General features: G+C 43.1%; 23 protein-coding genes and 1 rRNA gene. 20 read left to right on the top strand and 4 right to left on the bottom strand.

From position 1 onward, the window contains the following. Positions 1-3: 3 nt before the first annotated feature. The 7 genes from rrf to tsaD all read left to right on the top strand — a co-directional run bounded on the left by rrf (position 4) and on the right by tsaD (position 5,574). Positions 4-120: ribosomal RNA gene (gene rrf / locus BLP92_RS12165) — 5S ribosomal RNA — on the top strand. Positions 121-681: 561 nt separating this feature from the next. After that, the gene (locus tag BLP92_RS12170; protein WP_090843234.1) at positions 682-1,830 is read left to right on the top strand and encodes a trans-sulfuration enzyme family protein; all 1,149 of its coding nucleotides are present in this window, start codon (positions 682-684) and stop codon (positions 1,828-1,830) included. Between the two features lie 123 nt (positions 1,831-1,953). Next, the gene (gene thiL / locus BLP92_RS12175) at positions 1,954-2,928 is read left to right on the top strand and encodes a thiamine-phosphate kinase (protein ID WP_090843235.1); all 975 of its coding nucleotides are present in this window, start codon (positions 1,954-1,956) and stop codon (positions 2,926-2,928) included. 19 nt (positions 2,929-2,947) lie between these two features. Then, positions 2,948-3,403 (top strand): tRNA (adenosine(37)-N6)-threonylcarbamoyltransferase complex ATPase subunit type 1 TsaE, encoded by a 456-nt coding sequence (gene tsaE, locus BLP92_RS12180; RefSeq protein WP_090843236.1) that lies wholly within the window; start codon positions 2,948-2,950, stop codon positions 3,401-3,403. After that, positions 3,400-4,116, top strand: a complete 717-nt coding sequence (gene tsaB / locus BLP92_RS12185; RefSeq protein ID WP_090843237.1) for a tRNA (adenosine(37)-N6)-threonylcarbamoyltransferase complex dimerization subunit type 1 TsaB — start codon at positions 3,400-3,402, stop codon at positions 4,114-4,116. The genes tsaE and tsaB overlap by 4 nt, the downstream gene beginning before the upstream one ends. Before the next feature lie 13 nt (positions 4,117-4,129). Next, positions 4,130-4,555: a ribosomal protein S18-alanine N-acetyltransferase gene (rimI, locus tag BLP92_RS12190; RefSeq protein WP_090843361.1), complete on the top strand. Its 426-nt coding sequence runs from the start codon at positions 4,130-4,132 to the stop codon at positions 4,553-4,555. Then, complete coding sequence (gene tsaD / locus BLP92_RS12195; RefSeq protein WP_244516842.1) at positions 4,555-5,574, top strand: tRNA (adenosine(37)-N6)-threonylcarbamoyltransferase complex transferase subunit TsaD; 1,020 nt, start codon at positions 4,555-4,557, stop codon at positions 5,572-5,574. The genes rimI and tsaD overlap by 1 nt, the downstream gene beginning before the upstream one ends. A 428-nt stretch (positions 5,575-6,002) precedes the next feature. On the opposite strand, the gene BLP92_RS12200 is transcribed toward tsaD, so the two are convergent. Continuing rightward, the gene (locus BLP92_RS12200; protein ID WP_090843239.1) at positions 6,003-7,904 is read right to left on the bottom strand and encodes an ABC-F family ATP-binding cassette domain-containing protein; all 1,902 of its coding nucleotides are present in this window, start codon (positions 7,902-7,904) and stop codon (positions 6,003-6,005) included. Positions 7,905-8,059: 155 nt separating this feature from the next. Here BLP92_RS12200 and moaC point away from each other — a divergent pair, with 155 nt between their 5' ends. From moaC to BLP92_RS12245, 9 genes are all read left to right on the top strand, one after another. Continuing rightward, positions 8,060-8,551, top strand: coding sequence for a cyclic pyranopterin monophosphate synthase MoaC (gene moaC, locus BLP92_RS12205; protein WP_090843240.1), 492 nt, complete (start codon positions 8,060-8,062; stop codon positions 8,549-8,551). 34 nt (positions 8,552-8,585) lie between these two features. Beyond that, positions 8,586-9,224, top strand: a complete 639-nt coding sequence (locus BLP92_RS12210; RefSeq protein WP_090843241.1) for a redox-sensing transcriptional repressor Rex — start codon at positions 8,586-8,588, stop codon at positions 9,222-9,224. Between the two features lie 221 nt (positions 9,225-9,445). Beyond that, positions 9,446-10,876 (top strand): MDR family MFS transporter, encoded by a 1,431-nt coding sequence (locus BLP92_RS12215; RefSeq protein ID WP_090843362.1) that lies wholly within the window; start codon positions 9,446-9,448, stop codon positions 10,874-10,876. A 421-nt stretch (positions 10,877-11,297) separates the two neighbouring features. Continuing rightward, a complete protein-coding gene (locus tag BLP92_RS12220; RefSeq protein ID WP_175444277.1) occupies positions 11,298-12,434 on the top strand; it encodes a GntR family transcriptional regulator in 1,137 nt (378 codons plus the stop codon). Between the two features lie 368 nt (positions 12,435-12,802). Continuing rightward, on the top strand, positions 12,803-14,089 hold the full coding sequence (locus BLP92_RS12225) for an extracellular solute-binding protein (protein ID WP_090843243.1): 1,287 nt from the start codon (positions 12,803-12,805) through the stop codon (positions 14,087-14,089). 9 nt (positions 14,090-14,098) lie between these two features. Further along, complete coding sequence (locus BLP92_RS12230) at positions 14,099-15,019, top strand: carbohydrate ABC transporter permease (RefSeq protein WP_090843244.1); 921 nt, start codon at positions 14,099-14,101, stop codon at positions 15,017-15,019. Between the two features lies 1 nt (position 15,020). Then, entirely contained in the window at positions 15,021-15,863 is an 843-nt protein-coding gene (locus BLP92_RS12235) for a carbohydrate ABC transporter permease (protein WP_090843245.1), read from the top strand. 20 nt (positions 15,864-15,883) lie between these two features. Continuing rightward, positions 15,884-19,006 (top strand): alpha-mannosidase, encoded by a 3,123-nt coding sequence (locus BLP92_RS12240; protein WP_090843246.1) that lies wholly within the window; start codon positions 15,884-15,886, stop codon positions 19,004-19,006. 164 nt (positions 19,007-19,170) lie between these two features. Then, on the top strand, positions 19,171-20,034 hold the full coding sequence (locus BLP92_RS12245) for an ROK family protein (protein ID WP_090843247.1): 864 nt from the start codon (positions 19,171-19,173) through the stop codon (positions 20,032-20,034). Between the two features lie 367 nt (positions 20,035-20,401). On the opposite strand, the gene BLP92_RS12250 is transcribed toward BLP92_RS12245, so the two are convergent. The 3 genes from BLP92_RS12250 to BLP92_RS12260 form a co-directional block, all read right to left on the bottom strand. Continuing rightward, entirely contained in the window at positions 20,402-21,655 is a 1,254-nt protein-coding gene (locus BLP92_RS12250; RefSeq protein WP_090843248.1) for a methyl-accepting chemotaxis protein, read from the bottom strand. 199 nt (positions 21,656-21,854) lie between these two features. Further along, positions 21,855-22,058 (bottom strand): YdiK family protein, encoded by a 204-nt coding sequence (locus tag BLP92_RS12255; RefSeq protein WP_090843249.1) that lies wholly within the window; start codon positions 22,056-22,058, stop codon positions 21,855-21,857. Next, a complete protein-coding gene (locus tag BLP92_RS12260) occupies positions 22,055-22,789 on the bottom strand; it encodes a CPBP family intramembrane glutamic endopeptidase (protein ID WP_090843250.1) in 735 nt (244 codons plus the stop codon). The genes BLP92_RS12255 and BLP92_RS12260 overlap by 4 nt, the downstream gene beginning before the upstream one ends. A gap of 312 nt (positions 22,790-23,101) precedes the next feature. Between BLP92_RS12260 and groES the strand changes: the two genes are divergently transcribed. The 4 genes from groES (at position 23,102) to BLP92_RS12280 (ending at position 26,001) form a co-directional block, all read left to right on the top strand. Beyond that, the gene (groES, locus tag BLP92_RS12265; RefSeq protein ID WP_090843251.1) at positions 23,102-23,386 is read left to right on the top strand and encodes a co-chaperone GroES; all 285 of its coding nucleotides are present in this window, start codon (positions 23,102-23,104) and stop codon (positions 23,384-23,386) included. 48 nt (positions 23,387-23,434) lie between these two features. Then, the gene (gene groL, locus BLP92_RS12270) at positions 23,435-25,069 is read left to right on the top strand and encodes a chaperonin GroEL (RefSeq protein ID WP_090843252.1); all 1,635 of its coding nucleotides are present in this window, start codon (positions 23,435-23,437) and stop codon (positions 25,067-25,069) included. A 234-nt stretch (positions 25,070-25,303) separates the two neighbouring features. Beyond that, on the top strand, positions 25,304-25,648 hold the full coding sequence (mntA, locus tag BLP92_RS12275) for a type VII toxin-antitoxin system MntA family adenylyltransferase antitoxin (RefSeq protein WP_090843253.1): 345 nt from the start codon (positions 25,304-25,306) through the stop codon (positions 25,646-25,648). Then, positions 25,645-26,001, top strand: coding sequence for an HI0074 family nucleotidyltransferase substrate-binding subunit (locus tag BLP92_RS12280; RefSeq protein ID WP_210184568.1), 357 nt, complete (start codon positions 25,645-25,647; stop codon positions 25,999-26,001). Before mntA ends, BLP92_RS12280 begins: the two co-directional genes overlap by 4 nt. Positions 26,002-26,253: the final 252 nt, after the last annotated feature.

Raw genomic sequence — 26,253 nt, forward strand, 5'->3', positions numbered from 1 at the left:
CAATCTAGTAGCGATAGCGGTGAGGTCACACCCGTTCCCATGCCGAACACGGAAGTTAAGCTCACCAGCGCCAATGATAGTTGGGGGCTCTCCCCCTGCGAAAGTAGGACGCTGCTAGGTACCCGGCACTTCATCTGCGGATGAAGTGCTTTTTTGTTGTTTTTTGCCGTGCTGTAAATGAAAATTTGTATATCAGCGCCATTTTTCGAAGAGAAAAGCCTGTTATTGTAAGTGCTCATGGCTGTGGAAATTTAAAAATAAGCCTAAGAGAGGGTTCTCTAATACGAAGTATAGTTAACAGGAAAAGAAATAATTAAAATAGAAAAAAGATTTTATAAAAACAACACTGCTTCTGCAGTCGAAGTGGAAATGGGCGACTGCAAGGCGAGTCGAAGATCCCTTCCTCCTATCGCTCCGGAGGAAGGGATTAGCTGAGACCGGCCCGCCCGGAAAGCGCCCCCATGAATGCAAAGGCTGCAATCATCAGTGTGGAAAAATAACTATCTGAATTTCAACTATATGATATGGTAAAGAACCAATATATAACAAACACTGTTAAATGATATTATAATAAACACTACATTTCTTAAAGCACTGGGCTTCTTATTTTCAAACATTGTCGAAATAGTTAGAAATAAGGTATGATAGAAAAATAGCTGTTAGAAGAAGGAGAGATTATTTATGCATTTTCATACTAAAAATATTCATTTTCCAAATAAGGAAAAAGCAAAAGAAGTCAGCAAAACAAAGCCGATCTATCAAACTTCCGCATTTACCTTTACAGATTTTGAGGATATGGAAGATTATTATAATGGCGAAAAATCTTATTTATATACACGCATGGGGAACCCGAACAGTGATGATTTAGGAAAAGGTGTTGCAGAACTGGAAGGAGCCGAGGCAGGCGTTGCATCCGCCTCCGGACTTTCCGCTATTCTTGCCGGAGTTCTTGCGGTGGCAAAAACAGGAGATCATATTATCGCAACACAGGATCTGTATGGCGGTACGTGGTCGCTGTTCTCCAGTGATCTGCAGGACTTCGGCATTGAAGTAAGTTTTGTCGATATGGAAGACAGGGAAGCAATTGAAGCAGCAGTAAAAGAAAATACCGTACTTTTGTATTCAGAGTCCATTACGAACCCGCTTCTCCGTGTAGAAGATATTGAAGGGCTTGCGCAGATTGCTTCTGCAAACAACTTGAAATTAATGATAGATAATACATTTGCGACTCCTTATTTAATCCGCCCGCTGGAAAGCGGCGCAGACATTGTGGCCCACAGTGCGACAAAGTATATCGGCGGCCATAGTGATGTCACCGCAGGGGTAGTGACAGGGTCTGCAGAATTAATGGCGAAAGCGAAAGCCAAAGTCGGCATGCTCGGCAGCAATATCGGTCCTTTTGATGCCTGGCTTGGTGTGCGCGGCCTGAAAACATTAAGTATCCGTATGCAGAAACAGTGTGAAAACGCGCAGGCACTTGCAAAAGCGCTCGACGGACTGGAAGGGATCAGCAAGGTTTACTATCCGCAGGCGGCTTCCGCGCAGGGAAATGGCGCAGTCGTAACAATAGAACTTGATACTGCGGCAGATATTATTACGTTTTCCAAAAATCTCGGCTGGATTAAAGTAGTGCCGACGCTCGCAGGCCTGGAAACGTCTGTGACTTATCCTGTGGCAACCTCCCACAGGCCGCTTCCGGAAGAACTCCGTGAAAAACTCGGAGTTACAAAGCAGATGATCCGTATTTCCGTAGGGATTGAAGATGAACGGGATATTATTGCGGCGTTTGAAGAAGCATTAAAGGAAACACTGCATAAAGCGAACGTATAATAAAATCGGAACGCCCTCTTGATATAAGGGCGTTCCTTTTTGCGAAAAAGGGACTAGTGCTTTTCTTTCGTATCTCCTATTGATATAATGAAAGGCGACAAAATTCGGAAAGGGGCCCTGCAAATGAAGAACGAATTTGAGTGGATCCGTTCAATTGCCCCATCTAAACACCGTCGTGCGAGTGTGATAAAAGGTATTGGGGACGATGCTGCGGTTATTCGTCCGAAAGTAGGCTACGATATTGTACTTGCGGTAGATACGCTGGTCGAAGGCGTGCATTTCACGAAAAATACGATGCCGCTGAAAGCGATTGGATATAAAGCTCTTGCAGTAAATGTGAGTGACCTTGCTGCGATGGGGGCAGAACCTTTATATTATATGGTTTCTATTGCTGTTCCGAAAGAAAACTGGGAACAGGAAGAGATTAATGAAATCTATGAAGGCATGGGAGAAGCTGGAGAAGAATATGATATGGACTTAATCGGAGGAGACACGATTTCTACGAGCCGCGACCTCGTGATTACTGTGCAGGTGACCGGCAGGGTGGAAGAGTACCGGCAGCTGCTTAGAAGCGATGCGGAAACAAATGACATTGTTTTCCTCACAGGGCCGGTGGGAATGTCTGCTGCAGGACTTGATGAGCTGCTGGAAAAAGGAAAGGACGCCTGGGGAGATGATCCGTTCATACAGGCACATCAGTGGCCGATTGCGCATGTAGAGCACGGGCGTTTTTTCGCAGAAAGCGGTGAGCGGATTGCCTTGAACGACGTAAGTGACGGCGTAGCACACGAAGCGAAGGAAATCGCAGAATCGAGCGGGGTAGACCTGCATCTGGACTGGGAAAAAATGCCGCGTCTTGATCTGTTTCAGCACGTACCACTGACAAAGCAGCGGAAATGGCTGCTGCACGGCGGAGAAGATTTTTCTCTGCTCGGCACGATGCGGGCAAGTCTTTTCCAGCAGATGAAAAAGCAGCTGCAAAAGAAAGGACTGTCCTTATACCAGATAGGGGAAGTGCGTCCCGGAAGAGGAAACGTCTGGCTCAAGCACGAAGGCACGGAAAAGCTGCTGTATGACGGCGGCTATACACATTTTTAGTAAACTGGAGTGGAATGATATGGAAAGCCTGACCTGGGAAACCAAGTCTGCAGAGGAAACTGAGTCACTGGCAGCGAAACTGGGAGCAATACTGCAGCAGGGAGACGTTATTACCCTGTCCGGGGATCTCGGCGCAGGAAAAACAACGTTTACGAAAGCGCTGGCGAAAGCACTGGGCGTGAAGAAAAATGTAAACAGCCCAACGTTTACAATTATGAAAGAATACCAGGGGGATCTCCCTTTTTATCATATGGATGCTTACCGGCTGGAAGACAGCATGGAAGAAATGGGACTCGAGGAATACATCGAAGGCGACGGGGTGCTTGTGATTGAGTGGCCGGAAATGATTGAGGATCAGCTGCCGGAAACATACCTTGCGCTGCAGCTGCATTATACAGGAGAAACGCAGCGCAGCCTGCAGGCGGAAGCGCACGGCGCCCGGTACGAGCAGGTGCTGAAGGAGTGGAACATATGACAAAAATCCTTGCAATTGATACTTCCACATACGTCATGGGAGTTGCGCTCACAGAAGGAGAGCAACTCGAAGCAGAAATCGTGACGAATAAAAAAGAAAATCATTCTGTCCGGCTGATGCCGGCGATTCGTTCGTTAATGGATCAAGCAGGCTGGAAGCCGGAACACCTGGACGCGATCGCGGTGGCACAGGGGCCCGGCTCTTATACAGGCGTCAGAATAGGCGTAACGACAGCAAAAAGTATGGCATGGGCATTGGATATTCCGATTATCGGCGTATCTTCCCTGGAAATACTCGCGCAGAACGGAGTGTATCACAATGGACTTGTGATGCCGTTTTTTGATGCGCGCCGGGGACAGGTCTTTACAGGTCTGTACCGCTCTGAAAATGGCCGGATGATGCAGGTGAAGGAAGACAGAATTGTGCTCCTGGAGGAGTGGCTGCAGGAAGTCAGCGCACTGGAGGAAAATGTCCTTGCACTCGGTCCGGAGGAAGACAAACACCGCGAAGCATTAGCAGCAGGACTGGGCAGCCTTCTTACGATTCCCGCAGCACGGGATCACGCAGCACGTCCTTCTGCGCTGGCTGCAGCAGCGCTGTATCAGCAGGATAAGACAGAAGTGCATGCTTTTGTTCCGGAGTATCTACGACTAGCAGAAGCGGAGGCGAAGTGGCGTGAGCAACAGATGGAGCGGCAGCAGAACGGGCGGTAATGTCCGCATCCGCATGATGGACGTGATCGACATCGAAGGCGTGCTGGAAGTGGAAGCGCTCAGCTTCTCGACGCCGTGGACCAAAGAAGCGTTTTATCAGGAAATCACCAAAAATCAATTTGCCTATTATTTTATCGCGCAGCTCGGCGGGAAAATCGTCGGCTACTGCGGCCTCTGGGTGGTCGTGGAAAACGCAAATATCACGAATATTGCCGTGCATCCCGAGTACCGGAAGCAGGGGATCGGGGAAGGCCTTATGAAAGGTGCAGTCGATATGGCGAAAATGCTCGGCGCAGAAAAGCTCAGCCTGGAAGTCCGTGTTTCCAATGAAGGGGCACAGCATTTATATAAGAAGTTCGGCTTTCAGCCAGGAGGAATCCGTAAGCGGTATTATACCGATAATCAAGAAGATGCTTTAGTAATGTGGGTGAATTTATGATGAAAAAAGAAACAACGATTCTTGCGATAGAAACAAGCTGTGATGAAACGGCAGCTGCTGTGATTCAAAATGGAGATACAATTCTGAGCAATGTAATCGCCTCGCAGATGGAGAGCCACAAACGGTTTGGCGGGGTAGTTCCGGAAATTGCCTCAAGGCATCATGTGGAACAGATTACGGTCACGATTGAAGAAGCAATGGCCCAGGCAGAAGTGACATTTGCAGATTTGGATGCGATGGCAGTAACGGAAGGGCCGGGACTTGTTGGCGCACTCCTTGTCGGTGTAAACGCAGCGAAGGCGATTGCCTTTGCGCATAATCTGCCGCTCATCCCGGTGCATCACATTGCAGGACACGTCTATGCTAATCACTTAATCGAGCCGCTTACGTTCCCGCTCATCTCGCTCGTAGTTTCCGGCGGACATACGGAACTGATTTATATGAAAGAACACGGCCATTTTGCACTGATTGGGGAAACACGGGATGACGCAGTGGGGGAAGCCTATGATAAAGTGGCCCGTACGATCGGGCTGCCGTATCCAGGCGGCCCGCAGATTGATAAACTGGCGCAGACAGGAGAAGCATCGATTGATTTTCCCCGTGCCTGGCTTGAGGATAACTCCTACGATTTCAGCTTCAGCGGTTTGAAATCTGCGGTGATTAATACGCTTCATAACGCAAAGCAGAAAGAAGTGGAGATCGCTCCGGAAGTGATCGCAGCAAGCTTTCAGGAAGCGGTCTGTGATGTACTCGTAACGAAAACGATGCGCGCCTTAAAAGAATACAACGTCAATAAACTCGTTGTAGCAGGCGGTGTTGCCGCAAACAGCGGACTGCGCCAGGCGCTGAAGCAGGCAGCAGCAGACGCGGAGGTATCTCTTACGATTCCGCCGCTTGCCTTATGCACAGATAACGCGGCGATGATCGGCAGTGCCGCACATATTCTTTTTCTGCAGGAGAAGTTTGCAGATGACCGGTTAAACGGCGTCCCAGGACTTTCCCTCACAGAAAATGTGTAAGCATCAGCAGCGAAAAAGTATACAGAAAATACCATATGTATCTTGACAAAGATGAAGATTTTAAGCCCCGCAGCAGAATAATATCTGCTGCGGGGCTTTTGTGGATAAAGTCAGAATATTTGTGAACATTTACAGGAAAAAAGCAATGTTAATAACAATATATGAACAAGTTGTGGATAATGTGAATAAAACGTATACACAGTTGATGGACGGGGATTTGCAGTTGTTAACAGAAAATTTGTGGATAAGTCCAAAAATTGTGCATAACTTCTAAATTAGTTACGGTGCAGGCTGTTTATATGTGTATAACTCTGAGGATAACCCGGAGGGAAGAAAAATACTACGAAACAATGATTGACTTTTTGTAAAGATTGTTGATAGAAAGAGAAAACCTGTGGAAAACTGTTTCCCACAGGCGACTTTTTCTCTTATTCCTGGAGCGCTTCCCATTCTTCCATCAGTGTTTCAATCTTCGTATGGGACGCCTGCAGTTTTTCATTCAGTTCCAGCGATTTTTGGTGGTCCTGAAATACTTCGGGAATACAAAGCTCTTCTTCAACCGAAGCTATCGTCTGTTCTTCCGTTTCAATCATCTGTTCAATTTCTTCAATGCGCCGCTGCTTCTGGCGTTCTTCCTTCTGCTTTTCCTTATTTTTGCGGAAATCGTTTTTCGCCGGAGGAGCGGTGTTGTTTTCCAGCGCATGTTTTTCCTCTGCGAGGCGCTTCAGTTCCTCCTGCTGAAACTTTTTCTCGACGTAGTAGTCGTAGTCGCCGAGATAGCTTGTGGCAGCCTCCTGGCGCAGTTCAATGACGCGGGTGGCCATCCGGTTCACGAAATACCGGTCGTGGGATACGAAGATGATGGTCCCCGGATAATCAATCAGCGCATTCTCAAGTACTTCCTTGCTGTCGAGATCGAGGTGGTTCGTCGGCTCATCAAGAATCAGCAGGTTGGCTTTCTGCATCATCAGCTTAGCAAGCGCGACCCGGGCTTTTTCTCCGCCGCTTAAATCCTGTACATTTTTCAGCACGTCATCCCCGGTGAATAAAAAGTTGCCGAGTACGGTGCGGATATCTTTTTCGTTCGTCTGCGGATAATCATCCCAGAGCTCCTGCAGCACTGTTTTGCTGGAATGCAGCTCGGTCTGTTCCTGGTCGTAGTAGCCGATCATGACGTTACTCCCGAGGCGGACAGAGCCGCGGAAAGGCGTAAGACGTCCTGTGATCGCTTTTAACAGCGTGGACTTGCCGATACCATTCGGGCCGATTAACGCAACGCTCTCACCGCGTGTGAGCGTCATATTGATATTTTTAATAAGCGGGTCGACCTCGTCATAGCTGACGGCGACGTTATCGAGCATTAATACGTCGTTACCGCTCTGGCGCTGGATGGAAAATTGAAAGTTTGCTGATTTATCGTCATCTTTCGGACGGTCCATCTTTTCCATACGCTCCAGCTGCTTGCGCCGGCTTTTTGCCCGGTTGCTTGTAGAGGCACGTGCCAGATTTCTTTGAATGAAGTCCTCGAGTTTTTTCACTTCGTCCTGCTGCTTCTCAAAGGATTTCATTTCCTGCTCCATCAGCTTGGCTTTTTCGTCCAGATAGCTGGAATAGTTCCCGGTAAAGCGGCGCGTCTGGTGGAAAGAAAGCTCGTAGACGTAGTCGACTACTTTATCCAGGATATAGCGGTCGTGGGAAACAATCAGGACGGCGCCGTCATAGGAAGACAGATAGCCTTCCAGCCAGGTGAGCGTATCGATATCCAGATGGTTCGTCGGCTCATCGAGAATGAGGAGATCCGGCTTGGCCAGAAGCATCTTCCCGAGGGCGAGCCGTGTTTTCTGCCCGCCGCTTAAAGAGGAGACAGGGGTATTGTAGTCAAACGACTGGAAGTTCAGTCCGGAAAGAATACTGCGGATTTCCGCTTCATACTGAAAACCGCCGCGCTGCTGGAATTTCTGCTGCAGCTGGTCGTATTCTGCCAGTACCTTTTCATCTCCGGTAGCCATACGTTCTTCCAGTGCACGAAGCTCCCGCTCCATCTGCTGAAGTCCGATAAAGACGGTAAGCATCTCCTCCCAGATAGAACGGTCGGAATCCAGCCCGCTGTCCTGTGCGAGGTAGCCGATGGAGACTTCTTTCGGAATCATTAAATGGCCTTCATCATGATTCATTTCCCCGGCGAAAATCTTCAGCAGCGTGGACTTGCCTGCGCCGTTTCTGCCGACAAGCGCAATCCTCTCTCTGTTTTTCACTTCCATTTTTACGTTCGATAAGATTTGTTCCGATCCAAAAAACTTTGATAATTGGGCACACTGTAATAAAATCATGCGTAGTCATCCTTCTCTGTTATGTGAATACCGTACGTTTACTCCACTCTTTAGTTTACACGAGGGAGAGGAGACGGGGCAACTTTCCGGATAAAGGATTATGCACATACTCGTTCAATAGTGTACAATAAAAAGTGGAAAAGAGGTGTTGGAAGATGAGTGATTTGACTCACTTTAATCAGCAGGGGCGTGCGCAGATGGTGGACGTGACAAACAAAGAGACCACGTTCCGCACCGCAGCCGCAGCATCAAGTGTACGCGTCAACCAGGAAATTTATGAAAAAATTACAGCCGGCGAAATTGGCAAGGGAGATGTACTCGGTGTAGCACAGGTAGCGGGAATTATGGCTGCCAAGCAGACATCCACCATTATTCCGATGTGCCATCCACTTCCGCTTTCCGGGGTGGACGTTTCGTTTGAGTGGATTGTGAAGGAACAAACATATACACTGGAGATAGCAACTTTCGTAAAAACCACCGGGAAGACGGGAGTGGAAATGGAAGCGTTAACATGTGCTTCCGCTGTTGCACTGACTGTCTATGACATGTGTAAAGCGATCGATAAGGGCATGGTCATCGGCCCGACGTACTTAATGGAGAAAACCGGCGGGAAAAGCGGGGATTTCACCCGTGAAAACATAGAATAAACAATGTGTACTGCATTGACAGGGGGAATATGGAATGGATATTGATCAGACTAAAATACCGCAGGCAACTGCGAAACGGCTGCCGCTGTACTATCGTTTTCTCGAAGGATTGCAGGCATCAGGCAAGCACCGTGTTTCTTCTTCTGAACTGAGTGAAGCAGTAAAAGTGGATTCCGCGACGATCCGCCGCGATTTTTCCTACTTCGGTGCACTCGGGAAAAAAGGCTACGGCTATAACGTAAACTATCTGCTTTCCTTTTTCCGCAAAACACTCGATCAGGATGAGCTTACAAAAGTAATTCTCGTCGGTGTCGGGAATCTGGGAACCGCCTTCCTGAAATATAACTTCAGTAAAAGCAATAATACGCGGATAGAAATGGCATTTGACGTGGATGAAAAAATTGTCGGTGAAGTGATCGGCGATGTTCCGGTGCACCATTTTAAAGACGTGCAGAAGCATATCGAAGGAAAAGTAGACGTAGCGATTCTTACCGTTCCTTCCCAGCATGCGCAGGGCATTGCAGAAGAGCTTGTGGATGCAGGAATCAACGGTATACTAAACTTTACCCCGGCGAGACTTTCCCTGCCGGATCATGTACGCGTGCATCACATCGACCTGTCGGTGGAACTGCAGTCGCTGATTTACTTCCTGAAGCATTATCCGCTTTCGTAAATTAGCCCCGCGTGCCGTGGAGAAGATTTCACTGTGTGACATAAAACGCTGCTGTACTAAAGGAGGACTTCTTCTTTTAGTACAGCTTTTTTGTATGGAAAGTGATAGCTGTGTGCTTCTTTTCTGGAGCAGTGGGCAGGAGTTGAAATCAGAATTCCTTTCCTGCTCGTGCTATGATAGAAAAAGAGCGTTTATTCGGGAAGCGAAGAAAGGTGTTTACTATGGCAAAAATACCGCAGAAATGGCTGGTCGTCATTTCCGTACTGCTGGGTACGTTTACGATTATTTTAAATAACAGTATGTTAAATCCAGCAGTGCCGCACTTAATGCAGGTGTTTGAAGCGGATGCAGTGGCGACCGGCTGGGTAATTACGATCTTTATGGTAACGATGGGCATGACGATGCCGCTCACGGGATACTTAGGAGATAAAATCGGTAAGAAGCAGCTGTATATGCTCGGGCTGACCGTCTTTTTAACCGGCTCTGTCCTCGGCTCCCTTTCCTGGGATCTTTCCTCCCTCATCTTTTTCAGAGGGCTGCAGGGTGTAGGCGGCGGGGTAATGATGCCGTTGTCGCTCGCACTTATTTTTGAAGTATTTCCGAAAAAGGAGCGGGGACTCGCCACAGGAGTATGGGGGATTGCCGCAATGATGGCGCCGACCATCGGGCCCACTATCGGCGGGGTGTTAGTAGAATTCGCGTCCTGGCAGTGGTTATTTCTCTGCAATCTGCCGACAGGAATCCTCGGGCTGATTTTTTCAATGGTCTACTTAAAACAGACAGAGAAAGTGAAAAACATCCGTTTTGATTATAAGGGATTCATTGCGGTCTCCCTCGGGGTGGGGTCGATACTATTTGCACTCGGCAGAATGTCCGAGCTCGCCCAGCTGTATAACCCGGTGAATCTACTGCTGGTGGTCGCAGGGATGATTTCGATCGCAATTTTTGTGAAAATTGAACTGCGTGTGGAACAGCCGCTGCTCGATCTATCCGTGTTTAAGGAAAAAGCATATACCTACGCTGTGTGGGTGGCAATGATCAGTTCGATTACGCTGTTTTCGGGGATTTTCCTCCTGCCGCTGCTGATTCAGAATGTGTATGGCTACGGGGCCATCATGACAGGGATTGCTTTTCTGCCAGCCGCACTGCTCGCCGGGATATTTATGACGATCGGCGGCAGGCTGCTGGATAAAAGGGGCCCGGCAATTACCGTAACGACAGGGCTCTGCTTTACTGCCGTGGGAACCGCTGCACTCGGTTTTATGCAGATGGATACGGCGATCTGGATTGTGATTGCGTTAAACGCACTGCGCGGAATCGGGATGGGGCTGAGCCAGATGCCAGCGATGACGGCAGGATTAAATGCGATTCCGGATAAATTTGTCTCGCGCGGATCGGCAATGAACAACGTCTTCCGCCAGATGAGTTCGGCGCTCGGGATTGTATTTGTTTCTATCTACTTTGAAGTAAGGCGCGGCCAGGTCATGGCGGTAAACGGAAGTACACTGGAAGAGGCAAGCCTGATGGCAATTAACGAAGGCTTTCTCGTGATCGCGGTGCTTGCGTTTCTGTCGATTCCAGCCGGGATTCTTTTGGGAAGAGAGCATAAACGACAGGAGAACGTTAGTAAACAGAAGAGAAAAGAGGCATAAAGAAGGTAGACTTCTTTATGCCTTAGTTTTTTTAGGGAGAACATCTAAAATTGGAAAATGTGCCCAATTCTCGTTGTAGATAAGGGGAATTCTAGTAATTATTCTTTGAAACATTTATTAATTAATAGAAATAAAACACGATAACATATAATGAAAGTATGTAATATTTCAATTTAGGTAAACTTCTATTGAATTGGTTTTATTTAAGAGGTTTATTATGAATTATAATATAAATGATTTATTTTTTGTGATCACAGTACTATTAATAGATAAAAATGCTAATAGGTTGAAGTGACGGGAAGGCTAACCCATTAAAAAGAATTAGTAGAAACGGGCTTAGGTATTATCCTTTCACTGGAACCGAATAAAAATAAATGATATGATATTTATAACATTTCACTCAATTAAAGGAGTATGTATTATGAAACAACCAAACCAATATGTGAAGTCTTCTCCTCAATACGAAAAAATTTACAAAGAAATAAAAGCAAGTATCATAAATCAAGAGGTTAAACTCGGTGAAAAGCTCCCTACTGAAAAAGAGCTCACCACAAAATTTAATGTGAGTCGAATTACTACTAAAAAAGCATTAGACATGCTGGTATCTGATCAGCTGATTGAACGTATTCCGGGAAAAGGATCGTTTGTAACTTCCTCAGAAAACATGCTCAAAACTTCCAGCTCAAAAAAACGTAATCAAACTGTAATAGGTTATATAGTGCCAGATCTTGATGAAAGTCATGGACTTGAATTGTTTTTATCATTAGAGAATGCAGCCGCCGAAAAAAATTTTCAATTGATTATTAAGCGCACATATGGAGATATTAATTTGGAAAAACAGGCGATACGTTCACTTATAGAATTCGAGGTAGACGGATTAATCATTCTTCCGGTTTCAGGAGAATATTATAATGAAGAAATTGTAAAATTGAATATGCAGCGTTTTCCTCATGTGTTGGTTGATAGATATTTAAAGGGTTTTGACACAACTATGATTTTTACTGATAACCGTGAAATTACTCGGAAAGCAGTAGATTATTTGTTTGATTTACAGCACAAACACATTGCTTTATTTTCACCACCTTATAAAGACACATCTGCTATTGAAGATCGTGTGGAAGGATTTTTTCAAGCCTACGCTGAGCGGGGTATTCCTATAAATAAAAAAATTTGGCTGACCAATTTTCATTCCAGCTTTCCGTATCCAAAGTATGATTTAGAATCTATAGAGCATGATATAAAACTAATTCAAGAACATTTAAAACAGAATTCTAAAATTACTGCAGTATTCGCTATGGAATACAATATTGCAGCATTGACGTATGAAGCTTCTAGAAGAATGAACTTAAGCATTCCTGAAGACTTATCTATTATATGCTTTGACAATCCAGAAAATAGCATAGGGCGAAAACAGTTCACTCATATAAAGCAAAATGCAAAGGTCATGGGAAGGAAAGCAGTAGAGAGCCTAGAAGCACTTATCAAAAATGAAAGTATACCTATTAAAACAACATTGGAAGCTGAATTAGTAGAGAAACATACTGCACGCCGAATATAATAAATACTTTTCATCTGCCGAGTTCACAAAAAAGCAGTTCTAAGATCACATCAAAAGAGTATTTCTTTTGATGTGATCTTTTAATTTATAAAAGATATGAATAATATAAGTGAGCAATCATTAAATAACATATTATTTATTTGAATAAATACTCGTAAAAATCCTTTAATTTCAGTGTTTAAATCGTATATACACAAAAGAAAACAATTAACAAACAGAAAAACATAACAAATGTATATATAATATAATATTTTGTATTGACATTACTTTTCAGAATAATTAGTATAATAAATGTAAGCGCTATTATATAAAAAGAGGGGGGACATCGTTTATCAGTCCTGACAATAATATTAAAGGAGCGATAAATTATGAAAAAGCTTGCTAAAACAATTACTGCTTTATCAGGAAGTGCTATTTTACTCGGGGCATGTGGAAATGCAGAACAGGCGGAAGAGGAGTCATTTGAATTAAACTGGTCTACTACGCCTTCATATTCTACACAAAACCCTACTGAGTCTCAGGCAAATTATATTGCAGATAAAGTAAGTGAATTTGAAGAAGACTACCCACAGGTAGAATTGAATACTGATCTTCAATCTACCGATATTGATGAATCTATGACAAGGCTTTTGGAGCAGGCAAATACTGATCGTGCTCCCGATGTAGCAGCTATTGACGGGTACTTTTTTCCAAGATTTATGGATTACCTTCAGCCTTTAGATGATTTGTTTGACGAATATGAAATTGACATAGATGATTATCTTCCTTTTGTTCAGGATGTTTTAACTGGTGACGATGGACAAATATATGGTCTTTACATGAATACAGATACTAGAGTACTTTTTTACGATACAGATGTAGTGGAAGAACCTCCAACTACTTGGGACGAAGCCATTGCAACTTCCCTTGAAATTCAGGAAGAAGGTTACAACGGATTAATTTTTCCAGGAGGACGGGGAGAAGGAACTGCTGTGACAACATTATGGCCGCTGTTTTGGGCACAGGAAGGTGAATTAGTCGACGAGGACGGTAATCCTACTTTTGGAGAAGGGGATAACTACGACAAGATGCTTAATGTACTTCAAGCTGTAAATGAAGCAGTAGAGTCTGGTGCTACTCCTCAAAGAGTCAGCAGTTATGGTGGAGAGAACGATCTTAACGAAGAAATTGCTGGCGGTGATACAGCGATGTTTTTAGGAGGCAACTGGCAAGTGTCATTTCTGAGAGAAACTTTAGGAGATGATTTTGACAGTTGGGCAGTAGCTCCTCTTCCTCAATTGGAAGAAGGACAATTTGCAACAAGTGCCGGAGGCTGGGCATGGGGGATTTTTGCAGAAGAAGAAGAAAAGCAAGAAGCTGCATTTGACCTTATTAACCGTCTTTTTGTAGGTGAAGAGGGTATGACAGAATGGACGAATGTCCATGGAGGTCTTCCTTCCCGTACTTCTATTTACGAGGCTGAAGACTTAGAAGCTGGTGAATTCAGTGACACTTTTAGAGAGTATTTGGAAGATGCCAACGTAAGACCAGCTTCGCAGCACTATAATGAAATTTCCAATCAGATGCAGATTGCAGTGTCAGAAGTTATAAGTGGGGGGAAATCACCGGAAGAAGCACTTGACGACGCATGGGCTGTTGTGAATGAAGGGGAGTAATGAATTAGTATGAATACTTCGAATAAGCGCTCAGCACTTTCCCTTACATTAACTAAAGGAATAGGAAACTCTCCTATTCCTTGGTTAATCCCATTATCACTTATACTGCTGTTCGTATTTCTCTTTCCGGTGTTTGAGATTATACGATACAGTTTTACGGACGCTTCCTTCTTAGAAACTGACTATAGCTATACTATAAGTTCATTTGTTCGTTTGTTTACTCTTCCCGGGTTTTATCAGATGTTAATCGTTACTTTGATTTTTGTTACCGCTAGTGTGTTTTTTCAAATGTTTTTTGGGTTTTTAATTGCTCTTTTAATTGATAAAGGTCAGAAATTAAACCTTAAGGGTACGGTAATGGTTAGAACAGCAGTGTTGACAGCCTGGGCCATTCCTGGAGTAGTAATTGGAATTATATGGAGGATAATGTATACCGAAACTCCTTCAGGTATTCTCAATTACCTTATCAGTTTTGTAGGTGTAGATATCGTACCATTTTTATCTGATCCGTACATGGCACTTTTTGCTGTCACATTAGCGAATATATGGAGAGGAACAGCGTTTAGCATGATTCTTCTTTATGCAGGCATCCAGACACTGCCTAAAGATGTTATGGAAGCTGCGAAAATTGATGGCGCTTCAGCGATTCAGCGCCTTCTAAAAGTTATGCTTCCTATGCTGGCTCCAATAATATTAATCAATTTAATTATTATTTCTATAGATACTTTCAATACATTTGATATGGTAATGGCTTTAACTGGTGGAGGACCAGGCCAAAGCACTGAAGTGATTGCATTAAGTATCTATAACTCGATTTTTAGAGAGTTTAATCTTGGTCATGGAGCAGCAACTGCCGTAGTTCTATTAACAATCAACGTCGGGATGACCATTGTATATCTTAGAGTTTTAGGGAAAAGGGGGGCGGCTTAATATGTTAAATAAAAAACAGCTGCTGTTTACGAAAATTTTTATTTATCTCTGTTATGGCACTGTTCTTGTTTTCTTCCTTTTTCCTATGCTGTGGGTCATTTCATTATCGTTGAAAACTCAACAGGAATTATTTGCCACACCACCTGCAATAATTCCGACTTCATTTGCATATGAGAATTACCTTCACGTACTTGAGAACTCCAACGTATTGCTTTATTTGAGAAACTCGTTCATTATTGTGCTGTTTACTGTGATTTTTGCTCTTATTACAGCTATACCAGCAGCCTATGCTATTTCGCGATTTCGTTTTAAAGGGAAGAGTGCGCTGCTTGTCACTATTTTAATGACACAGATGATTTCAGCCGTTGTTATCTCAATACCCTTATATCGGTTGTTTGCTGAATGGGGACTTATTAACAATTACGTAGTTCTCATCATCGTGTACGTTGCCGTGGTACTTCCATTCTCTACTTGGTTTTTGAAGGGATATTTTGACACGATTCCTTATGAACTAGATGAGGCAGCTATTGTTGATGGATGTACAAGATTTCAAATTTTGACTAGAATTTTAATTCCTACTTGTCTTCCAGGCATCGTTTCCGTCACCATTTTAATTGCAGTCCAGAGTTGGTCGCAGTTTGTAATTCCTTTTATTCTACTGGATAATGAAAGTTTTTATCCGGTGTCTGTAGGTGTTATGAATCTTCAATCAACGCAGCAGACTATCAGTACGCATCTGCTTGCAGCAGGCAGTGTTATATCTGTACTGCCAGTAATCATTTTATTTGTTATACTGCAGCGCTTTATTGTAGGAGCACTCACCAGTGGGGCAGTAAAAGGTTAATTTAAAGGAGGAAATAAGCCGTGTTTTTAATGGAGCAAAAACTAAATAATAGAATAAAAGAATTGAACAAATACCGCTATATACTGCAGGAATATATTTGTAATTTTTACGTTTTTGAAGAACCAAATGATACTTCAGTAAATTCAGGAGATATATCTGACTGGGAGCTCATCGAGACGCCTTCTTATTGGAAAGGCTGGGATCGGTATTTATGGGTTGGTTTTGATATTACGGTCCCTGATATTGTAGAAGGACGTCGTCCTGTAGGTTTTTTTGATTTTGGCTCTACTGGTCATGGGAATAATTCAGGCTTTGAATCGCAGCTCTATATTGATAATCAGCTTTTTCAAGGAGTCGATTCAAATCATCAGGAAGTATTTTTCAAAGAAAATCAATTTGGGAAACCTCTTTCTTTACGTTTTCGTCTTTGGTCAGGGCTTGATGGTATGGAGGGGAAGTACATGAAGCAGGAACATCTCCTTCATCCTGGGATGATCGGTTGGCTGGACGAAGCGACAGACGACCTTTACTTTAATAGTCGTGCAATTATTGAAGCTTGCGAATTAATGAATGAAAACGACCCAGTAAAAATTGATCTCTTAAGCCTTTTAGACAAAACCTACCTCTTTATCGACTGGTCTAATCCAGGAGACGATACCTTCTATGCTTCAATAAAACGGGCTAATACTTATCTCACTGAAGGGCTGGAACAGATGAATCGAGATTCCCCGATCACCATTACTGCGCTTGGTCACACACATATTGATGTAGCATGGTTATGGAGACTAAAGCATACAAGAGAAAAGTGCGGGAGATCTTTTTCTACAGTACTCCGATTAATGGAAATGTTTCCTGAGTATATCTTTCTTCAAACCCAGCCGCAGTTGTACGAATACGTAAAAGAAGATTACCCTGCTCTTTATAGTGAAATAAAGGAACGAATCGAGGAGGGACGATGGGAAGCGGGAGGCAGCATGTGGCTGGAATCCGATGCCAATCTGCCTTCAGGTGAATCATTGGTGAGGCAACTTTTGAAAGGACAAGCCTTTTTTGACAAAGAATTCGGCGAAAACAGTCAGCTGAAATATTTATGGCTTCCCGACGTATTTGGATATTCCTGGGCACTCCCGCAAATACTAAAAAAATCTGGAATTAGTACATTTATGACAACTAAAATCAGCTGGAACCAATACAATCGTATGCCACACGATACGTTTATGTGGCGGGGAATTGATGGGAGTGAAATACTAACGCATTTTATCACCACCCCTGATCCGAGTGGAAGATTTACCTATAATGGCATGATTGATGCAGAGTCGGTAAATGGCATTTGGGAAGAATATCAGGATAAAAATGTAAATAAAAATCTTCTATTAGCTTATGGGTATGGAGATGGGGGCGGAGGCGTTACAAGAGATATGCTTGAGATGAGACGTCGCTTCGATAAAATACCAGGTATGCCCCGTGTTAAAACTGGAAGGGCAGATGATTACTTCAATGAATTGAAAAAAACTATCGATAACACAAATGAATATGTCCATACCTGGGACGGCGAGCTTTATTTGGAATACCATCGGGGTACTTACACCAGCCAAGCTTATAATAAGAACATGAATCGTAAGCTCGAACTTCAATTAAGATATGCAGAGATTTTATTGACTCAAACGCAGGTGATTAATGGAGAAAAATATCCCTCCACGAAAAAATTAATTGATGAAGCGTGGATAATATTATTAAGAAATCAATTCCATGATATTATTCCAGGTTCTTCTATAAGGGAAGTCTATGAAGATAGTAAACAGGAATATGAGGAAGCTTTTTCACTCGTGACCCAAGCATTATCACAAACACATCAAAAATATACAAATAATAATTCTACTAAAGAACTCACCGTTTTTAATAGTTCATCATGGGAACAATCTGATTATATAGAGCTTCCTCAGCCTGGAGAAATCGAAGGGGAGTGGAAAGATGCTTTAGGGAATGTACTTCATACTCAGATATCGAATAATGTTTCTTTAGTTTATGTAAAATCGATTCCTGCTTTAAGCAGTGCTCGAATCGTTTTTGAGCCAGGAAAAAACACTGAGCCTGCAAATACAGTAGAATCATTTGAAATAAAAGAGCAGCAAGTTGTTACTCCATTTTATGATATTACCTGGAATGATGTTGGGCAACTTACGAAAATCAAAGATTTAGAAAACGATAAGAATGTATTAACGGGTGAACCTGCGAATGTTTTTAAAGTATTTGAAGATAAACCATTGAATTTTGAGGCATGGGATATTGATATTTTTTACCAAAAAAAATATCAGAATGTAGAAGAACTTATCAGTAGTGAAATCATTGAAAAAGGACCTCTTCGATATACAATTCGTTTCAAATGGAATTATAAAAATTCTATCATAGAGCAGGATATGATGTTGTATTCGCAAAATAGGAGAATTGATTTTGCTACTCGAGTGAACTGGCAGGAACACAATCAACTATTGAAAGTTGCTTTTCCGGTAAATATCCGTGCTACTGAAGCTACTTACGATATTCAGTTCGGAAACGTTAAGCGTCCTACTCATTGGAATACAAGCTGGGATATGGCCAGATTTGAAACTGTAGCACATCAGTGGGCAGACTTGTCCGAAAGGAATTATGGTGTCAGCCTGCTCAATGACAGTAAATATGGATATGACATTAAGAATAATATTATGCGCCTTTCTTTGATTAAATCAGCTGTAAGTCCTGATGCCTCCCAAGATCAAGGAGATCACTTTTTCACATACGCTTTATATCCTCATAAAGGAGATTGGTATGAAGGCGGAACAGTAAAAGCGGCCTGGCAATTAAACCAACCATTTCAAGTTCATGACAGCCAAAGCAGTATACCTGAAAAACAATTATTTTACGCTGACCAAGAACATATAATGATTGATGCAGTAAAACCAGCTGAAGATGGAGAAGGTATAGTACTTCGTATACATGAATATTCTGGTCAGCAAAGCTCCATTACATTGAAAAGTGATTTTCGAATAAAATCCTGGCAGCACTGCGATTTGATGGAACGACCTGAAGGGACTATACAGGAGGATAGAGTTATATATGATGAGATTCAGCCTTATGAAATCAAAACTTATTTAATATACTTCTAATTTCTACACCTCCATGTCTTGCGTTTACGCAAAAAGGCAACTAAGTAAAGGGGAATTAGACAATATATCAAATAAAGAAAAAATTTCACTCAGTTGAAATGTAAGGCAAAAATCGTTGTTAAATATAAAGAGCTTTTTTGGAACTGTTTTAAAGGAGGGCCGTCATGTTGTTTGGAGCCATAGAGGCTGGAGGAACGAAATGTATATGCGCAGTTGCAGATGAAGAAGGGGTTATTCAGGAGCAATTCAGCCTGCCTACTGCTTCTCCTGAAATAACGTTGGATCAGATTTTAGTCTTTTTTAAAAAACATCCCATAGAAGCAATTGGGATAGGCATGTTTGGTCCAGTAAATATTGATGCTTCCAGTCCAGATTATGGACAAGTGCTTGCCTCCCCAAAAAAAGATTGGCAGCAGGTGAATGTTTATCAGTATTTTAAAGATAGAATACAAGTTCCTATCTATATAAACACAGATGTAAATATGGCAGCAATTGGAGAGTATTATTATGGAGCGGCCCGGGATGCAGAGAGTTGTGTATATATGACTGTAGGTACAGGAATAGGCGCAGGCTTTATCTTAAATGGAAAATGTCTAAATGGTACCAGTTACCACCCCGAAATGGGGCATATGTTTATAAAACCCCACCCTAAAGATTTTTTTCGAGGAAGCTGTAGTTATCACGAGCAATGTTTGGAAGGACTTGCAGCTGGTCCTTCCCTGTTTCAGCGCTACGGAAAAAAAGGAGCAGAACTCGCTGAAAACAAAGCTGTCTGGAATTTAGAAGCCTATTATTTAGCGCAAGCCGTAAGTAATTTTCTTCTATTATTTTCTCCGGAAAAAATTATTTTAGGTGGAGGAGTTATGAAGCAGACACAGTTATATGGACTGATCCATTCGGAAGTTGAGAAAATGTTGAATGGGTACCTGCCCTTAGATAATATAAAGGAGTTAATTGTTCCACCTTTATTAGGTGATCAACAAGCAATCAAAGGGGCGGTATGGTCCGCTTCCAATAACGTTTGGTAAAATAATCTATCTTTTTAGAGAGGCCGACTAAAGTGATGGGGATCACAACATATATCTTCTAATAGTAAATCTTCACCACTGCTATCTTAACTACTGTTGTAACGATGTATATAATTGTTCGCATTAGAGTAGGCAGAGCCATTTCAAAATCTCGCCTGATTGCAGTGGTGTAAGGACATAAAGAGTTATTATATTTATGGATTGAAAAAAATTCAAATGATAAAAAAGTATCTCTTTCTTGTAGGAAGGTACTTTTGTCTTATAGCACCAATGTATTTATATATATTTTATAGGTATGACTTTAACAAAAGCCTGCAGAGAAAAATTCTTCTGACATGCTCTTCAACTTTTATAAAAATTTATAAACTTAGGAAGCCGCAAGCTTCGCGGTGGACTCCTGCAGTTCCTGAAGGGTCTGGTCCATTTCCTCCATTTCGCGCAGCTGGACGTCAATGGCGTCACTTGCTTTTTCAATCATTGCAGAATTTTTATCAGCATTCTCTGCTTCCGTGTGCATGGCAGCTGCTATTTCGCTGCTTGCCTGGGTGATGGAGCTGGTCTGCTCATTTACTTCCTGGATTTCACTGATTTTTTCTAAAATCTTCCGAAGGATGTAATCAAAGCGGTCATTCATACTTTTTATCTGTACAGCACTTTCTTTGATTTCTGCGGTATCTGCTTTTGTCTGGGCACTCGATTCTCCGACCTGCACTCGAATGGTGTTTACCGTGTCCGTAATCTTTTTCGTAGAGGCAACGGAACTTTCCGCAAGTTTCCGGACTTCTTCTGCGACGACGGCAAACCCCCGGCCGTGCTCCCCGGCGCGGGCAGCTTCAATCGAGGCATTTAAAGCGAGCAGGTTTGTCTGCTCGGAAATATCGTTAATCAGGGAGATGACGTCTTTAATCTTTTCCACTTCACGGGAGAAATGATCCATCATCTGCTGGGTATCTTCTGCTCTGTTCGTTAAAGAAGTAATAATGGTGGAAACCTGCTGCACGTCTTCTTTTCCTGCTTCAATTTCTGCTTCCAGTGCCTGAAAATCTTCGGCTGTAGACATTAAGTGCTTGGAAATCTGGTTCATTCGCGCTTCCATCGTTTCTGTAGTGCCGAGTGTTTCCTGGAAGGTGGCAAGCTGCAGCTGGGAGCTTTCTTCCACATGATCCGTCAGCTTGTTAATGTCTTCCGTCCGTTCGGTGAGGTGTGCAATTTTAGAAGAAATGAAAGCTGCACTTTGTTCTACAGCTTGCATCTGTTCTGTTAAAGCTGCTTCAGATTTTTCTGTATTGGTAAATAACCGCTGCAGGCGTGCTTCCATCTGCGATATTTCGTCGGAACGCTTTGGTTCCAGAGTGATGCCGCGTTCTCCTTCTTCAAAACGGTTGATTTTCTCAAGCATAGAGCGGAGCGGTTTAATCACGAAAATATTTAAGAGAAAGTAAAGCAAAATAGTGGTAACAATAATATTCATTGATGCGTTCAGCCATACGCCGAGAATCCCGAGATTTATTCCAACGGCATCTATCATCTGCAGTAAAAAATTAGAGAGGGTAGTGTTGATTAACAATACAATAACAACGGAGGTAATAAAACGGAATGTAAGTCCCTGCCAGAATTTCATGATGAGTGTTCTCCTTTTTCTAAGTAATTGTGAATTTATTTTCTATCTATATACTTAGGATAAAATACCCTGTCAGCGGAAAAGTAAACATAAAAAATGCACTTTTTAAGAAAAAAGATACCTGTCTAATAGACTAGTAAGGAAAACAGAAAAAAGCACTTTTCCTGAATGAAGGAAAGTGCTTTTATCAATTGTTATGCTATTTGCGTTTCTGCTCCGCTGCTCTTCCGGCTGCGCCAAAAAATTTAAAGGCGAGGAAGTAGTCAAAGGCGGCGAACGCAATTAAGATCACCGTCAGTGCTTCCCAGCCGCTGGACTGCCCGGCGGACTGAATCGCAAGCATTAAAAATAACGTCCCCAGAAAGAAAAACAAGTAACCGTTAAAACGTGGGGATCGACTCATAGAAACCAACCTCCCAGAATCATCTGTACAGACTGTTCCATTTCTTCCATCTGCTCAAGCAGATCCTGCAGCTGTTCTCCAAAAACTACCTGTACGAGCATCACAAACGAATTGATCCCGACGTGTGCAATGATCGGCACGATAATCCGCTTCGTTTTCACATAGAGCCAGGCGAATACTACTCCCATGGCAAGGTAGACGAGCAGGTGGGTAAAGTCAAAGTGGATGACTGCGAACATTAAACCACTGCTTAAGGCCGCGATCCAAAAGCCGAATCGTTTATAAAGTGCGCCGAAGATAACCATCCGGAACACAATTTCTTCTACCACAGGGCCGAATACTGCCACAACAAGGATCGTAAACGGAGCGGCGTTTGCCATTTCCACGATCATTTCCGTATTTTCAGATCCCGGTTCAATGCCGAAGACGAATGTTTCAATCATTGCGGCTGCATACTGTGCCGCAAAAGCAAGGAAAATCCCGAGGAACGACCAGAGTACCGTCTTGGGGATATCTGCTTTATTTTCCTGTAAGGCTTCGTTTGGTTTTGCGCGGAACGCAATCCAGGTAATGATAATGAAGCCGATCGTAAAGCCGATAGAGATTGCCAGTCCCTGGAGCTCTTCCATCGAACCGTCAAATCCCATTGCAAACATAATTGGAATGATCCCGATCGGTGAAAGCTGCATTAAAATAAAGAATACTAAAATCAGCCAGTAGTGTTTGTTCAAGCGCTGTTCTCCCCTTTATCTATAATTCTATCTCTCTTATATCTGCATGAAGCATACAAAAAACATTGTATCATAAATATTTTACAGATACCTTCTCCAGGGACCTGCGTTTACTTTGGAGAGGGAAAGGGGATAGGAAGAAGGGTTTTGTATTAATAGGAAGAGAAAAAAATTTCAGCAAAAGGGTTGCAAATTTTTTTCGTCTTGATTATTATTATAATTGTGTTAGCACTCATAGAGGTCGAGTGCTAATAAAGATATTTTTAACAAAGCACGTACATACGTGCCAAATAATAAAGGAGGGTGTTTTCCTTGTTAAAACCATTAGGAGATCGTCTTGTCATTGAATTAGTAAAGCAGGAAGAGAAAACAGCAAGCGGGATCGTACTGCCGGATTCTGCGCAGGAAAAGCCGCAGGAAGGGAAAGTCATCGCAGTGGGCACTGGCCGCATTACAGAAAGCGGAGACAAAGTAGCACCACAGGTAAAAGAAGATGATAAAATCCTATTCTCCAAATATTCAGGTACAGAAGTGAAGTACGAAGGAAGAGATCTATTAATTCTTCGCGAAAGCGATGTACTTGCAGTTATCGAATAATTAAAAATGAACGCTTGAAATATCACTTATAATGGAGGTTGATTCAGCATGGCAAAAGAAATTAAGCACAGTGAAGACGCTCGCCGCGCGATGATGCGCGGGGTAGACCGTTTAGCAGATACAGTAAAAGTAACGCTTGGGCCAAAAGGGCGCAACGTAGTTCTGGAGAAAAAGTTTGGTTCACCTCTTATCACTAACGACGGTGTAACAATCGCGAAGGAAATTGAGCTGGAAGATAACTTTGAAAATATGGGTGCACAGCTTGTATCCGAAGTAGCTTCCAAAACAAACGATATAGCTGGTGACGGTACAACAACTGCGACTGTTCTGGCACAGGCAATGATCAAGGAAGGCCTGAAGAACGTTACTTCCGGTGCGAACCCAATGGTGATCCGCCGCGGTATTGAAAAAGCAACGCAAGCTGCAGTAGAAGAGCTGAAGAACATTTCCAACCCAATCGAAAGCAAAGAAGCTATCTCCCAGGTAGCAGCAATTTCTTCTGCGGACGACACTGTTGGCCAGTTGATTGCGGAAGCAATGGAGCGCGTTGGAAACGACGGCGTTATCACTGTGGAAGAATCAAAAGGATTCGGCACAGAGCTTGAAGTTGTGGAAGGTATGCAGTTCGACCGCGGATATGCATCTCCTTACATGGTAACGGACTCTGACAAAATGGAAGCAGTCCTTGAAGATCCTTACATTCTTATTACTGATAAGAAAATCGGCAACATCCAGGAAGTGCTTCCTGTACTTGAGCAGGTGGTGCAGCAGAGCCGTCCAATCCTGATCGTATCTGAAGACGTGGAAGGCGAAGCACTTGCAACGCTTGTAGTAAACAAGCTGCGCGGTACATTCAACGCAGTAGCAGTAAAAGCTCCTGGCTTTGGTGACCGTCGTAAAGCAATGCTTGAGGACCTTGCAACACTGACAGGCGGAGAAGTAATCACAGAAGAGCTTGGCCTGGATCTGAAATCCACAGACATCACGCAGCTCGGCCGCGCTTCAAAAGTTGTTGTCACAAAAGACAACACAACAGTCGTAGAAGGTGCCGGCGACTCTGCAAAAATTGCAGACCGCGTAAACCAGATCAAGTCCCAGATCGAAGAAACTACTTCTGACTTCGACCGTGAAAAACTGCAGGAGCGCCTTGCGAAGCTTGCAGGTGGCGTGGCAGTAGTAAAAGTCGGTGCAGCTACTGAAACAGAAATGAAAGAGAAGAAGCTCCGCATCGAAGACGCATTGAACTCTACGCGCGCAGCAGTAGAAGAAGGTATCGTTGCCGGTGGTGGTACAGCACTCGTAAACGTACTCACAGCGCTGAAGAACCTCAACCTTGAAGGTGACGAAGCAACTGGTGCGAACATCGTATTCCGTGCCCTTGAAGAGCCGGTACGACAGATTGCACAAAACGCTGGCCTTGAAGGATCAATCATCGTAGAACGTCTGAAAGGCGAAAAAGTCGGCATCGGCTATAACGCTGCAACAGGCGAATACGTGGATATGGTCAAAGCAGGTATTGTTGACCCAACAAAAGTAACTCGTTCCGCGCTTCAAAACGCAGCATCCGTTTCTGCAATGTTCCTAACTACCGAAGCAGTAGTAGCAGACATTCCAGAAGAAAACGGTTCAGGCGGCGGCATGCCGGATATGGGCGGCATGGGTGGAATGGGTGGAATGATGTAATACAAGCCCATTACCCTTGAAATATAGGGAAATGTGAGCTTTAAAATCTGCTTCACCGTTTGAAAAACCACCGATATTAATAATTGATTTTGAGAGAGGTCTTCATCAAGTTGCAAAACTTGGTGGAGACCTTTTTTTATCGAATTTTTAAGTGTTCAATTCTTTTAGACAAGTAAGGTCGATCATTAAAAAGAAGTATATATGCTATAATAGGACAAAAAAGGAAGGAATATTATGGGAGTTCCTGCAGGTTTACGGGAGCATAGTTTAGACCAACTACAATCGATTCTGAATGAACAGCTCGCAAATGAACATGTGCGTGTTTATTTATTTGGTTCCTGGGCCCGTAAGGAAGAAAAACAAAGCTCTGATATTGACATAGCGATCGAATCATACTCCTCACTCTCTCCGGCTAAATGGAATAAACTGATCGAGCAAATTGAAGAATCAACCATACCTTACAAGGTAGATTTGGTAGATTTACGTGAGGCTAATGAAGTACTTTTTAAACAAGTGAAAGAGGAGGGGGGCTTATGGAAAGATTACAACAACGATAAAAAGCTGCTGAAAAAGCGCTGACTGTATTTAAAAAGCTAGCAAACCTAGAAAGCCCGAATGATGTAGAACGAGATGCAGCGATTCAACGTTTTAAATCCTCTTTCGAAGCCAGCTGGAAAGCAGCGAAGCAATATCTATATGATGTAGAAGGAGTGGAGGCCGGCTCTCCGAAGAGCGTTGTTCGTAGTTGCAGAGAGGTTCATTTATTGGAAGACGACAAAGCGATTATGGCACTGGAAATGGTAAATGATCATAATTTGACCGTCCATACCTACAATGAAGAATTAGCCTTTAAAATCCATAAAAATTTGCCGCGTTATAATAACCTGCTTACTCAATGGGTGGAACGGATGAAGGAAAAAGTGATGGAATAGTTATAATAAGTGCTAATCCCAGAACTTAGCAGCTCGACCTCAAAATTGTTCATATAAAAGTTCGACTTAATGATTTCTGGTTTGTATTGCTGCTGTCAATCAATCTCGTACTTTACGAGACGAATTGACAGTTTTTTTGTGTGATTTAATGTAATTATCTGTAATTAAAGGTATAGTATAGGTAGGTAAATAGAATTAGTGACGACTGGACTTAAGTAATAATCGGAAATAATTTAAACCTGCCTAAAAGGA

The organism is Alkalicoccus daliensis, assembly GCF_900103955.1.
Classification (GTDB): Bacteria; Bacillota; Bacilli; order Bacillales; family Salisediminibacteriaceae; genus Alkalicoccus; species Alkalicoccus daliensis.

What these genes read in the sequence shown, in the direction of transcription:
- BLP92_RS12200 (WP_090843239.1), bottom strand. Translation starts at nt 7,904, where the DNA reads ATGATTTTATTACAGTGTGCCCAATTATCAAAGTTTTTTGGATCGGAA.
- BLP92_RS12230 (WP_090843244.1), top strand. Translation starts at nt 14,099, where the DNA reads ATGAATACTTCGAATAAGCGCTCAGCACTTTCCCTTACATTAACTAAA.
- tsaB (WP_090843237.1), top strand. Translation starts at nt 3,400, where the DNA reads ATGACAAAAATCCTTGCAATTGATACTTCCACATACGTCATGGGAGTT.
- BLP92_RS12225 (WP_090843243.1), top strand. Translation starts at nt 12,803, where the DNA reads ATGAAAAAGCTTGCTAAAACAATTACTGCTTTATCAGGAAGTGCTATT.
- thiL (WP_090843235.1), top strand. Translation starts at nt 1,954, where the DNA reads ATGAAGAACGAATTTGAGTGGATCCGTTCAATTGCCCCATCTAAACAC.
- BLP92_RS12245 (WP_090843247.1), top strand. Translation starts at nt 19,171, where the DNA reads ATGTTGTTTGGAGCCATAGAGGCTGGAGGAACGAAATGTATATGCGCA.
- moaC (WP_090843240.1), top strand. Translation starts at nt 8,060, where the DNA reads ATGAGTGATTTGACTCACTTTAATCAGCAGGGGCGTGCGCAGATGGTG.
- BLP92_RS12210 (WP_090843241.1), top strand. Translation starts at nt 8,586, where the DNA reads ATGGATATTGATCAGACTAAAATACCGCAGGCAACTGCGAAACGGCTG.
- BLP92_RS12220 (WP_175444277.1), top strand. Translation starts at nt 11,298, where the DNA reads ATGAAACAACCAAACCAATATGTGAAGTCTTCTCCTCAATACGAAAAA.
- mntA (WP_090843253.1), top strand. Translation starts at nt 25,304, where the DNA reads ATGGGAGTTCCTGCAGGTTTACGGGAGCATAGTTTAGACCAACTACAA.
- BLP92_RS12255 (WP_090843249.1), bottom strand. Translation starts at nt 22,058, where the DNA reads ATGAGTCGATCCCCACGTTTTAACGGTTACTTGTTTTTCTTTCTGGGG.
- rimI (WP_090843361.1), top strand. Translation starts at nt 4,130, where the DNA reads ATGATGGACGTGATCGACATCGAAGGCGTGCTGGAAGTGGAAGCGCTC.
- tsaD (WP_244516842.1), top strand. Translation starts at nt 4,555, where the DNA reads ATGAAAAAAGAAACAACGATTCTTGCGATAGAAACAAGCTGTGATGAA.
- tsaE (WP_090843236.1), top strand. Translation starts at nt 2,948, where the DNA reads ATGGAAAGCCTGACCTGGGAAACCAAGTCTGCAGAGGAAACTGAGTCA.
- BLP92_RS12215 (WP_090843362.1), top strand. Translation starts at nt 9,446, where the DNA reads ATGGCAAAAATACCGCAGAAATGGCTGGTCGTCATTTCCGTACTGCTG.
- BLP92_RS12235 (WP_090843245.1), top strand. Translation starts at nt 15,021, where the DNA reads ATGTTAAATAAAAAACAGCTGCTGTTTACGAAAATTTTTATTTATCTC.
- groL (WP_090843252.1), top strand. Translation starts at nt 23,435, where the DNA reads ATGGCAAAAGAAATTAAGCACAGTGAAGACGCTCGCCGCGCGATGATG.
- BLP92_RS12250 (WP_090843248.1), bottom strand. Translation starts at nt 21,655, where the DNA reads ATGAAATTCTGGCAGGGACTTACATTCCGTTTTATTACCTCCGTTGTT.
- BLP92_RS12170 (WP_090843234.1), top strand. Translation starts at nt 682, where the DNA reads ATGCATTTTCATACTAAAAATATTCATTTTCCAAATAAGGAAAAAGCA.